Raw genomic sequence first — 12,142 nt, 5'->3', positions numbered from 1 at the left:
CCGGTATAACCATCCTTGTAGTTCATGGTATGCGTAGCGCCTGGCTCCACGGTGTGGGTCCAGCTTACGGAAGTACCGTCATTGTTATAAGCCTGCGAAGCCAGGTAAGCGCCCAGGAACTGGCTCACGCCCCAATATTCAAAGCTGCTGCCGATACCGGCTTCATATGCTGCCTGCGCAGTCATAGGAGTGGTCCAGCCTCTTACACTGCCTTCTGCCAGCAGGAAGTAAGTTTCCCAGGGTGCAAAGAAGATGCGTTGTGCGGTGCTGTTACGGAAGCGCAGCGCCAGGCGCGGGTTAGTGCCTTCATAGGTGAACATTTTATTTTTTGCACCTTTCGTACCCCAGTCACCGGTAGTCGTTGCATTCCAGGTATAAGCGGCATTTACATTGCCAAAGTCATCCAGGCTGCGTACGGTGTTCCTGGCATCGCTGGTGTAAGAAGGATACGCGCAAAAATCCGGGTTGTTGAACTGGCCGGGAATAATGAAGGTTTTGTAAGCCCGTGGGTCAATGGTGTTCTGTAAACCATCAAACCAAAAACCAGCCATGGGTTCATTGGTGCGCTGGGAGAAATGGTTTAAGAACCGCAGCCCTGCCCAGTTTGCAGGCTTAATGTGCGATTTCAGGGAATCCGGCAGCTGATCTGCAGACGGAATACCGCCTAAGTTAATGTACAGGTTATTCAGCGTAGCAGATACCAGCTGGGCATTCCATTCACGGCTCATTACGCCGGTCAGGTCGTCCCATCCCGGTTTTTCCTGTACTTTAAAGATCTGTGATGATTCTGTTAGCAGCAATCCTGAATTAGCCGCTTCCTCAAACTCTGTTTTTGCTTTGCCGGGATCTACTTCAGACAAACGCATAGCCAAACGCATACGCAGGGAGTTGCCATAACGTTTCCATTTGTTATAGTCAAAAGCAAATGCAGGATCATATTTCTTTACTTCATCTGTATTCACCACGCTTTCGTCAATAGCGGCTACAGATTCTTTCAGCTCCTGCAGTAAGTAATAGTACACGTCCTTAACACTAACAAACTCAGGGTTCACGCCCTGGAATGCTTTAATAGGAATAGGCCCAAAGTTGTCGGACATTTCGCTTAACAGGTAGGCGCGCCAGATGCGGCTTACCTGCAGCAGGTTCTTGGTGTAAGGCTTTTCTGCACCAGTACCGATCCTTTTGGTAGCCAGCTCCACTGCCAGGTTCACCCCATTCAGCCAGCCGGATACGGAATTGTAATAGGCCGTGGTCCAGCCGTCATCGTAACCACCGCTGGATAAGCCGCCCTGGCGATGCTGGCGGCCGCCGGTTTTCCAGTATAATACAAAGGAACGTTCGGCTACATCAGGGTTCATTTGCGCACCAATGATAGAACCATTCAATGCATATTCCACCTCTACCTGCGCTTCATTGGCAGACTTCGGATCTCTGTTGATCTCTTCAAACTTTGAGCAGGATTGTACCAGCAGGCTGGCTGCAAACAGTACAAATGTGCTCTTTATAATATTTTTCATAAATGTCCTTTTTCAGCAATTAGAAACTAACGGATAAATTAAACAGGAAAGTACGGGTGGTAGGCGCGCTGCCATTCTCAAAACCCGTGGCGTTGGTGTTGGTTGCAAAAACAGATTCCGGGTCAATACCTTTCAGATGGCTGGATATTAGCCATACGTTGTTGCAGGAGAAACCAATGCTGGCGCGCTGAACCGGTGTGCGGGACAGCAGTTTGGCCGGCAGGGAGTAGCTCAGCTGCACATTACGCAGACGGATGTTGGATGCATCGTACAGGTTAGCTTCTACAATACCAACATTGGTTGCACCAATGCTGTTCATCCAGTAATCCTGTGCAGATACCGCCACGGTATTCTGTTCGTAGGTTTTGGTGTCTGTATTATACACGGCGCCATCTACGATGAAATTCTCACGTTTGCCATTCACTACTGTTTCAGCAGCAGTACCGGCCCTTTGCATGGAGATCAATGTTCCGGAGAACATTTTACCACCAAAGCGGGCATCTACCTGGAAGCCCAGGGAAAGGCTTTTCCAGTAGAAGGTGTTACCTACACCCAATAAGCCGCTGGCCTGCTGGTTGCCCAGTCTTACCTTGTTCTGCGTAGCCAGGGGAAGGCCATTGCCGTTTACGATGATCTTACCGAAGTAAGGGCTGCTGGCATCTGTTACGCGCTGGAAGGCGGTACCATAGATCTCACCGAACTTTTTGCCGGTTTCTGCATATACCTGTACGTCGTCGTAACCGCCCAGGGAGTACAGCTTCACATCATTAGTCAGTTCCTTAACGGTGTTGTCGTTCACAGAGTAGTTCACCGTCATATCCCAGGAAATGCTTTTGGGATTATCCAGCACTCGTCCGTTTAACATTACTTCTATCCCTTTGTTCTGGATATTGCCGGCGTTGATCTTCCTGTAGGAATAACCGCTCAGCGGATCCATGGGCAGGTTAATGAGCTGGTTGGTAGCATTGGTTTTATACAGGGCTACGTCCAGGCCTACACGGTTGTTTAAAAAGCGCGCTTCTGCACCTACTTCAAGAGAACGGATCAGCTCATTGCGCACGTTCTGATCATACAGGGTATTTTTCCTTTTTACCACGGTGTTGCCGTTTGGATCTTTACTTACTTCATAAGTGTTATACAGCTCATAGGCTGCCAGGTCATTACCTACCTGGGCATAAGAGCCGCGTAATTTACCATAGCTGATCCAGGAGGGTACGCTGCCACCCATACGTTCGATCATTTCCGTTACTACCAGTGAGGTGCTTACGGAAGGGTAGAAGAAGGAACGTTTGTCGGGGCTAAGGGCCGATGACCAGTCGTTACGGAAAGTTGCATCCACAAACCAGTAAGCATCCCAGTTCACACCCACGGTGCCGTACAGGGAGTTGATCCTTTTTTCACTTACCACTTCAGTAACTGAAGGGCTGGATTTACCGTTGTTCACAGAAAAGAAATCAGGGATCTGCAGCTCGCCAACACTGGCATCCAGGCGGCTTCTTTTCTGCTTCATCAGGTTACCGCCTATAGAGGCTGTGCCACCCAGTTTACCGAACAGGTTATCTTTATGGGCAGAGATCAAAGCGCTATAGTTGATCTCACTGAAGGTTTCCTTACCCTGGCTGTAGCTGCCGTTAGCCGGGCTGGGACTGCCTGCATAACGTTTAGCTTCGTAATTGGTGGTGTAAATATCTGCACCGCCTCTTAATTCTGCGCTCAGCCAGTCAGTCATCTCGTATTTAACAGTACCGGTCATCATGAAACGGTCGCGAATATCCTGGTTCAGGTTGTAGCGGGAGGCCCAGTAAGGATTCACCTTGCTGCTGGTGCCATACCATAACATTTTACCATCCTCTCTTTTAGCGGCGCTGAAATCGCGGATGTTCAGGTTTACCGGCAGCATATACATGGTGCTGAACGGGTTACTGTCGTTCATACCATTCTGCGGGCGGTTCACCGCATCAGAGTTAATATACTGCACTTTGGTATCGGTGCTCCAGCGGTTGCCTTTGCCAAAGCGGGATACAGCGCGTGCCGTAAGGTTGGTACGGTTCAGCTTGGTGCCGGGAATTATGCCTTTATCAGTAAGGCGGGTAACGGAAGAGTAGATGGAAGTACCTTCACTTACCTGCTGCTGAAAAGAGATGCTGTTCTTTACATTGAGGCCTCTGCCAAAGTAACCGTCCAGGTTATCGTATGCTGCCAGCGGCGCATCTTTGCCCTGCCAGTCTTTTACCGTTTGGCCGGTAATTTCAGGGCCCCAGGCACGTTCACCGGCGGGGTCAAACTGGCCACGGTCGCCCTGCGCAAATGATTGCTGCAATTCAGGACGGGTAAAGATCTCAGAATAACCAACCTGAGAAGAGTAGGTGATACCCAAACCTTTTTGTTTTTTACCGCTTTTGGTGGTGATCAGGATCACACCATTACCGGCGCGTGTGCCGTATAAAGCCGCAGCAGTAGCGCCTTTCAATACAGACATGCTTTCAATATCTTCCGGGTTGATGTCGGATAAACCGTTACCCATATCTCGTGCAGGGTTCCAGAAGTCGTTGTTGTTGGAGCCGATGAAGTTATCCATGGGAATACCATCCACTACTATCAGCGGCTGGTTGGTACCGGTAAGCGAGTTGTTGCCACGCAGCGTGATCTTGGTAGAACCTGCAGGGCCGTTGCTGGAGCGCAGTACCTGCAAACCGGCTACCTTACCGGTTAAGGCGTTGGTGAGGTTTGTTTCCCGCGCATTGGCCAGCGATTCGCCGCTTACCTCCTGCAGGGCATAACCCAATGATTTTTTCTCGCGTTTAATACCCAGCGCGGTTACTACCACCTCGCCCAGGTTTTTGTTGTCGATGGCCATTTGCACCTGCAGCGTGCTTTGGTTGCCAACAACTACCTCCTGTGAAAGAAAGCCTACACCGGAAAGCACCAGGGTTGCATTAGGGCCGGCCGGCAGGGTGAAATTACCTGCGCCGTCGGTTACGGTGCCATTGCTGGTCCCCTTTTCAATAATGGTTATACCGGGGAGGGGATTGTTGTCGGCATCCTTTACATTACCGGATACCGCTCGCTTTTGCGCAAATGCGTTTACGAACACGCATAGGGATAGCGATAAAAAGATGAGTAATCTTTTCATAGTTCTGTGTTTGATAGATTGATTATAAAATGGACCTTTTAAAAGCAGTCAAGTCAGCTCTGCATTGATTTCATGGTTTAGTCGATAACGAGTAAATAAAATAGTAGAATAACAATATTGATGACATCCTTTAGCGGATGCATGGCATATACCTACGGTTGATATTAATTGTCCCCTGATTGTTGTTGTTTGATTTAGCGGCTCAAGTTCTTACACACTACAGCAGTTTAGAATGATTAAATATTGAAGATTTGGATGACGTTGATAGAAACTGATCTCAATATAAATACCATAAAACGATTTAGCAAATAATATCACTTTGAGTGAATAAAAAATCATAACAGCTACCTGGTTAGCAATAAATTCTTATGGAATTTTAATGTCGTGTAAGGCTTACTGTTACGGGATCTCAGTAAAATGGGCCTGGCGTAAACTAATCATGTGAATACCGCTCATAATAATCAAAAAAGATATTATGTAACGGAAACCGGGAGTACCCGGAGAATCCACCGTGTGAAATACTTTCCGCCGCCTATAGGAAATTCAAAAATAATTGTAGCTTTGATTAGTTGTGAAAACGTTTACATAAATCCACGGAAAAATCTGATCGCTTTGTGAAAACTGCCAAAACCGTCGCCAGTTTAAAAACCGTTGCCAGCTTAGCCGGTGTATCAATAGCCACTGTTTCCAGGGTATTGAACGGCGATCCCGTGGTAAAGGACGAGACCCGGCTGGCCGTACAAAGGGCTATCAAAACCTCCGGTTACCATCCCAACCGCGTAGCGCAGCGCTTACGTTCCACGAACCGTTCCAAGAAGCTGATAGGCTTACTGATACCGGATATTCAAAACCCGTTCTATGTAGATGTGATCCGGGGCATAGAGGAATATGCTTATGCAAACGGCTCCGCCGTGGTGATCGGCAACTTTTCCCAGGATCCGAAACGGGAAAAGCTGTATATAGATATTCTCCGCTCAGAATCCGTGGATGGCTTTATTGTAGCGCCTTCCCACGGGAAGGACGAGGATGTGGAAGAGCTGATCAGCGACGGGCATGCCGTGGTGTGTATTGACCGGGGGCTCAGCAACCTGAATGTGGATGTGGTGAAATCAGATAATGAAAAAGGCGCCTTTAATGCGGTGGAGCATTTGATCAAACTAGGTCATAAACGCATAGCACATATTACCGGCGACCCTGCCATTCCTACCACCCAGGAACGCATTGCCGGTTATATAGCTGCGCATAAACATTACGGATTACGGGTAGATCAGAAGATCATAAAAGGTAAAGAATCCAACTTTGTCAGCGGGGTAGAGATCACTAAACAGCTGCTGGCATTGCCGGAAAGGCCTACCGCCATTTTTACCGCCAATAACCTGTTAACCTTAGGCGCATTGGAAACCATTCTGCAGCAGGGGCTGAAGATACCGGAAGAAGTAGCCATTGTGGGTTTTGATGATGTGTATTGGGCCACCTCCCTGAATCCACCGTTAACGGCTGTACGGCAGCATGGTTTTGAAATAGGGCAAAGGGCCATAGAGCTGCTGTACCAAAGGATCCAGCAGCCCGACCGCCTGCCGGCCAATGTGATCGTGAAAACGGAATTGATGATCCGGCGGTCCTGCGGGTTTAAGTAAGATGCTGCCACGGAGGCTCGTGAAATGTTTGTTGGAGTTTTTTTGATTGAAAAATGTAAACGTTTACATAAAAAACAAAACCTGAGCATGCAAAGTGTAACGATCATAAATCCTAATAAGCTGGTGTTTGGTGAGAACAGCTTTGCACAGTTTATTACAGACTATACTGCGCTGGGGCTGCAGCGCCTATACCTGGTAACCATACCTCCGGCAGCGGCTCAAATAGCAGAAGGCCTGCATACCCTGCAGCAGCAGGGCGTAGCCATACAGGTGAACGACAGCATTGCAGGAGAACCCTCCTTTAATGATTTTGAAAAGCTGCTGGCAGATGCAAGAGCTTTTGGGGCCGATAGTGTGGTGGGTATTGGAGGTGGCAGCGTGCTGGATGTAGCTAAACTGATAGCCGCGCAGATTAAGAACACGCAAACCACGGCAGAAGTGATCGGCATCCGTAACCTGAAAGAACGCAAAACCTACCTGGCCTGCATTCCCACTACCTCCGGCACGGGCAGCGAGGTATCGCCCAATGCATTGTTTATAGATGATAGCGGCGCCAAGGTGGGTGTGATCAGCCCTTTCCTGGTGCCGGATGCAGCGTATATAGATCCTGCGCTTACGCTAAGCGTACCCGCCTCTATTACTGCCTCCACCGGCATTGATGCGTTAACGCACTGCCTGGAAGCCTATACGAATAATTTTGCGCATCCGGTTATTGACCTTATTGCACTGGAAGGTGTACGGCTGATCGCACGTTACCTGAAACGTGCCTGTAACAATGGGCAGGACCTGGAAGCGCGTGCGCAGGTGGCATTGGGCAGCATGTATGGCGGCATGTGCTTAGGCCCGGTGAATACAGCGGCGGTGCATGCGCTGTCGTATCCGTTGGGCGTATCCTACCACGTACCGCATGGCTTGTCCATTGCATTACTGCTGCCTTATGTTATGGAGTTTAATTTACCGGCTGCGCCGGAACGGCATGCGCAGATTGCACTTGCATTAGGCGCTGCGCCCGGCCAGTCCGATATCGCCACCGCCCGCGAAGGTATTGAGCTGATCAAAAAACTGATCAGCGACTGCGGCCTGCCTGCTTCCCTGGATGAGCTGAATATTCCTTTTGACAGTATTGATAAAATGGCGGAAGATGCCCTGAAGATCCAGCGGCTATTGAAGAACAACCTGCGGCCCGTTACACAACAGGATGCTGTTAACATTTACCGGGCGGCCTTTAATAAAGTAGTAGCATGAAAAGCGAAAAAAGATACAGCGGGGTAGTGGTGCCTATGATGACACCTTTTACTCCGCAGCATACCATCGATGAAGCAGCCGTACAAAAGCTGGTGAACCATTTAATAAGCGGGAAAGCACATCCCTTTATTTTAGGTACTACCGGGGAAGCGGCTTCTATTTCACGTCATCAGAGAACAACACTGGTCACGGCTGCTGTTAAAGCGAACAGCGGCCGTGCGCTGGTGTATGCCGGCGTTTCAGGCAATAGCCTGCAGGATGCGGTGGAGGAAGGTAAAACCTATCATGGCCTGGGCGCCGATGTGCTGGTGAGCACCATGCCAGGCTACTACCCGGTAGCGCCGGAGCAAATGCTGCGCTACTTTACCGCGCTGGCAGATGCGTTGCCCTGCCCCCTGGTACTGTATAACATTCCGGCCACCACACATCTGTCTATTCCGCTGGATGTGGTGGAACAATTAAGTACACATCCCAACATTGTTGGATTCAAGGATTCTGAAAAAGGCGTGGAACGCATTAGCACAGCTACCGCCTTATGGAAGCACCGGGAAGATTTTTCCTATTTACTGGGCTGGGCACTGCAATCCCGTTCGGCCCTGGAACAGGGCGCAGATGGTATTGTACCCAGCAGTGGTAACCTGGCGCCGGCTGTGTACCGCAAAATATATGACAGTGTACGTACAGGCGATACCGTAGCCGCTGCACAGGCCCAGCAAAAAGCAGATCAGATCTCTGAAATGTACCAGAAAGACCGGATCCTGAGCCAGTCGCTGGCGGCCTTTAAAGCCATGCTGGCCGCTTATGAGCTTTGCGGGCCGGATGTGCTGCCACCGCTGTACCGCCTGCCTGCCGCCGAAGAACAAAAGCTGATGCAGGAAGTGCGTGCTGTATTTGGCGATTTGAATAACATTAACCGGATCTGATAATGACTGATACCAAACCAATAATAGGAATTACCATGGGCGACCCGGCCAGCATTGGGCCGGAGATTGCCGTGAAAGCGCTATTGAACGAAAGCATACACGCCATTTGCCGCCCCTTGCTGGTGGGCGATGCAGCGGTGTTCCGCGATATTATTACCCGCCTGGGCTTACCCGCTACCGTAAATGCTATTCAGCATGCAACAGAAGCACAGTTCCGCTTACAGCAGATAGATGTGATCGACCTGCGGAATGTGAACATGGCGGAGTTGGAATTTGGGAAAGTATCTGCCATGGCGGGCAACGCCGCTTTTGAAGCAGTGAAAAAAGTAATTGATATGGCCATGGCAGGGGAAATAGCAGCCACCGTTACCGGCCCTATTAATAAAAAATCCATTAACGAAGCAGGCCATCACTTTGCGGGGCATACGGAAATATATGCGCATTTCACCGGCACTAAAAAATACGCCATGCTGCTGGTAGAGGAGCACCTGAAGGTGATCCATGTATCCACCCACGTATCCCTGCGGCAGGCCTGCGACCTGGTAAAGAAAGACCGCATACTGGAAGTAACGGAGCTGCTGCGCAATGGTTTAATACAGCTGAATGAAACAAATTTAAGAATAGGCATTGCCGGTTTAAACCCGCATGCAGGGGATGCCGGTTTGTTTGGTACAGAGGATGACATGGAAATACTCCCTGCCGTGGAAGAAGCCCGCCGCCTGGGTTACGAGGTAGATGGCCCTGTGCCGCCGGATACTTTATTTGCCAAAGCAGCTACCGGTTATTACGGCGGTATTGTAGCCATGTATCATGACCAGGGGCATATTCCGTTCAAGCTCTCCGGCTTTAAATGGAATGCGGAAAAACAGCAGATGGATAGCGTGAAAGGCGTGAACATCACCATGGGCCTTCCCATTATCCGCACCTCTGTTGACCATGGCACTGCGTTTGAAATTGCCGGCAAAGGCATTGCCAGCGCAGATGCAATGTTACTGGCCATTGAATCTGCTGTACAGTTATCTAAAAACAGGCAGCACGTATGATGGTAGTAATTGCAGATGACCTGACCGGCGCAGCGGAAATAGGCGGGCTGGCATTAAAGTACGGTTTAATGGCGGAGATCACCACCACGGTGAACCTGCATTCCAAAGCCGACCTGCTGATCATTGACACCGATACCCGCTCCCTGTCTAAAACCGCGGCCAAAGCAGTGATAACGGAAATATGTACGGGGCTGAAAGCATTGCAGCCCACACTGCTGTTTAAAAAAATAGATTCTGTATTACGCGGCCATGTGCTGGCGGAAATACAGCTGCAGCAGGAACTATTGCAGCTGCCCAAAGCGTTGATAGTACCTGCTAACCCGGGATTGGGCCGAACGGTGGTGAATAGTACCTATTTACTGAACGGGCAGCCCCTGCACCAGAGCAGCTTTTCGCAGGACCCGGAATTTCCGGTATACAGCTCCGGCATAAAGGAGCTGCTGCAGGCAAAGGACGGCGATATACAGGTGCTGCCGCACCATGCGCCGCAACCGGGCGCCGGCATTGTGGTAGCAGAAGTGCAGAACAGCGGCGACCTGGTTGCGTGGAGTGAAAAGCTGGATGCAGATACACTGGTGGCCGGCGCCGCAGAATTTTTTGCCACTATTTTAGAAGCAATGAATATGCGCCCGCTGATCACGAAGGAAAGCAGCGCTATCCTGCACCCGCCTGCACTAATGATCTGTGGCAGCGCATTTCATAAAAGCCGTGCGTTTGTAAAAAAAATAGAACAGGATGGTTTTCCCGTAAGCTACATGCCCGCTGCATTGGGCAACGCTTCAACAGATGCGCAATTATTTCAGCTGTGGATGGAAGCAACACTGCTGCAGCTGAAACAGGAAGGAAAGGTAAGCATAGCCGTACATCCGCAAATGGAGGATGATAAAGCGCAGGCGCTGAGCATACGGAACAGGATGGCGGAAGCCGCAGCCTTTATTGCCGGCCAGGCCACGCTGCATGAAATACTGATAGAAGGCGGCTCCACGGCTGCTGCCGTAATGCGCAAGCTGGGTATTGACAGATTATACCCCACCATGGCGCTGGCGCCGGGGGTAACGCGTATGCGGGTACAGGGTAACAGGGAGCTGCATCTCACGTTAAAGCCAGGCAGCTATGAATGGCCGCCACTAGATCTTTTTCCACTCATGCAATAAGCAATGCCACATTATGAATACATCATTGCATATAATAGACCACGTCATCATTATTCTTTTGCTGGTAACTACCATTTCCTTTGGATTTGTATTTGCCAGGAAACAGAAAACCAGCCAGAATTATTTTTTAGCCAAGGGTAAAATTCCTGCCTGGGCGCTGGGCATGTCGCTGCTGGCAACCCTTATCAGCAGCGTAACTTTCCTGGCTTACCCCGGCACCGGTTATTCCTCTAACTGGATCTTACTGGTACAGGGCCTTATGGTGCCCATTGTATTAATATGCGTGATCTGGTTCATAGTGCCGCTCTACCGCAAGGTGATACGGTTAAGCACCTACGAATATTTTGAAAAACGCTTTGGCCCCTTTGCCCGTTATTACAGCTCTCTGGCCTTTGTGCTGCGGCAGTTTTCAGGGATGGGCACCGTATTCTTTTTACTGGCGCTGGCCTTGCACAGCATTACAGGTGGCAATACCGTAATGATCATACTGGTAGTTGGTTTGATCATTATTGCGGTGAACCTGCTGGGCGGTATAGAAGCGGTAATATGGCTGGATGTATTCCAGGGATTTATGCTGTTTGCCACCGGCATCATTTGCATCAGTGTGCTGCTGTTCTCCGTGAAAGGTGGTTTGCCGGAGGTATGGAAAGTAGCAGCTGCCAACCACCGCACCGGTTTTGGCCCTTACGACGCCAGCCTTTCCCGGCTTACATTCTGGGTAATGGCTATTAACGGCGCATTCTACGCCATTCAGAAATACGGTACCGATCAAACAGTAGTGCAGCGCTATTTAACAGCCCGTACAGATAAAGCCGCCATCAAGGCATCTTTAATGGGTATACTGCTTACCGTTCCGGTATGGACCTTATTCATGTTCATCGGCACTGCGCTGTTTGTGTTCTACACCCAGCAGCCGCTGCCCGCTGGCATGCAGCCGGATGGCGTGTTCCCTTATTTTATTGTAACACAATTACCTGCCGGGGTAGTAGGCATTATTATCGCGGCCATGATCTCCGCAGCTATCTGTAGCCTGAGCGCTGATCTTAATTCCCTGGCTGCTGTAGGCGTGGAAGATTATTATAAAAAGATCCGGCCTAACCGCTCCGACAAGGAATACCTGAAAGCCGGCAGGGGGCTGGTGGTAGTATCCGGCTTACTGTCTATACTCATTGCTATGTTCTACATCAGCGCAGGCGATGAAGGGGTGCTGGGAATTATTTTCACCCTCTATGCTATTTTCTCCGGCGGCATTGTAGGCATTTTCCTGTTAGGGCTGTTAAGCGCAAGGGCCAATAACCAGGGCATTACCATTGCCATTATTGTATGCATACTATTTACCGCGTATGCTTTTCTTACCTCCACTGCTATTGGTTTAGGCAACGATAAAACGCTGCTGCTGGACCTTGGTAAATACAATTTCACCCATCATAAATTAATGCTGGGCGTATACAGCCATTTAATTGTAATAGGGGTAGGGTATGTAGCCAGCC

8 protein-coding genes are annotated in these 12,142 nt (G+C 49.8%); 6 read left to right on the top strand and 2 right to left on the bottom strand.

What is annotated here, in order from left to right; all coding sequences use genetic code 11:
- A partial coding sequence (locus VIM87_RS06690) for a SusD/RagB family nutrient-binding outer membrane lipoprotein (RefSeq protein WP_331996229.1) occupies nucleotides 1-1,517 on the bottom strand: 1,517 nt, incomplete at its 3' end.
- A 19-nt stretch (nucleotides 1,518-1,536) separates the two neighbouring features.
- The gene (locus VIM87_RS06685) at nucleotides 1,537-4,650 is read right to left on the bottom strand and encodes a SusC/RagA family TonB-linked outer membrane protein (RefSeq protein WP_331996228.1); all 3,114 of its coding nucleotides are present in this window, start codon (nucleotides 4,648-4,650) and stop codon (nucleotides 1,537-1,539) included.
- Nucleotides 4,651-5,264: 614 nt separating this feature from the next.
- On the opposite strand from VIM87_RS06685, the gene VIM87_RS06680 reads away from it, so the two are divergent.
- The 6 genes from VIM87_RS06680 to VIM87_RS06655 all read left to right on the top strand — a co-directional run.
- Entirely contained in the window at nucleotides 5,265-6,287 is a 1,023-nt protein-coding gene (locus VIM87_RS06680) for a LacI family DNA-binding transcriptional regulator (RefSeq protein WP_331996227.1), read from the top strand.
- An 87-nt stretch (nucleotides 6,288-6,374) separates the two neighbouring features.
- A complete protein-coding gene (locus tag VIM87_RS06675) occupies nucleotides 6,375-7,532 on the top strand; it encodes an iron-containing alcohol dehydrogenase (protein ID WP_331996226.1) in 1,158 nt (385 codons plus the stop codon).
- Entirely contained in the window at nucleotides 7,529-8,455 is a 927-nt protein-coding gene (locus VIM87_RS06670) for a dihydrodipicolinate synthase family protein (RefSeq protein WP_331996225.1), read from the top strand. The genes VIM87_RS06675 and VIM87_RS06670 overlap by 4 nt, the downstream gene beginning before the upstream one ends.
- A gap of 2 nt (nucleotides 8,456-8,457) precedes the next feature.
- Entirely contained in the window at nucleotides 8,458-9,498 is a 1,041-nt protein-coding gene (gene pdxA, locus VIM87_RS06665) for a 4-hydroxythreonine-4-phosphate dehydrogenase PdxA (protein ID WP_331996224.1), read from the top strand.
- Nucleotides 9,495-10,652 carry a four-carbon acid sugar kinase family protein gene (locus VIM87_RS06660; RefSeq protein WP_331996223.1) on the top strand — a complete coding sequence of 386 codons (1,158 nt, stop codon included), beginning with the start codon at nucleotides 9,495-9,497 and terminating at the stop codon, nucleotides 10,650-10,652. Before pdxA ends, VIM87_RS06660 begins: the two co-directional genes overlap by 4 nt.
- Before the next feature lie 13 nt (nucleotides 10,653-10,665).
- On the top strand, nucleotides 10,666-12,142 hold a 1,477-nt coding region (locus VIM87_RS06655; RefSeq protein ID WP_331996222.1), incomplete at its 3' end, for a sodium:solute symporter.

Source organism: Chitinophaga sp. (genome assembly GCF_036569125.1).
Lineage (GTDB): Bacteria > Bacteroidota > Bacteroidia > Chitinophagales > Chitinophagaceae > Chitinophaga.
This window is presented reverse-complemented; position numbering and strand designations above follow the sequence as displayed.

What these genes read in the sequence shown, in the direction of transcription:
- VIM87_RS06660 (WP_331996223.1), top strand. Translation starts at nt 9,495, where the DNA reads ATGATGGTAGTAATTGCAGATGACCTGACCGGCGCAGCGGAAATAGGC.
- pdxA (WP_331996224.1), top strand. Translation starts at nt 8,458, where the DNA reads ATGACTGATACCAAACCAATAATAGGAATTACCATGGGCGACCCGGCC.
- VIM87_RS06685 (WP_331996228.1), bottom strand. Translation starts at nt 4,650, where the DNA reads ATGAAAAGATTACTCATCTTTTTATCGCTATCCCTATGCGTGTTCGTA.
- VIM87_RS06675 (WP_331996226.1), top strand. Translation starts at nt 6,375, where the DNA reads ATGCAAAGTGTAACGATCATAAATCCTAATAAGCTGGTGTTTGGTGAG.
- VIM87_RS06670 (WP_331996225.1), top strand. Translation starts at nt 7,529, where the DNA reads ATGAAAAGCGAAAAAAGATACAGCGGGGTAGTGGTGCCTATGATGACA.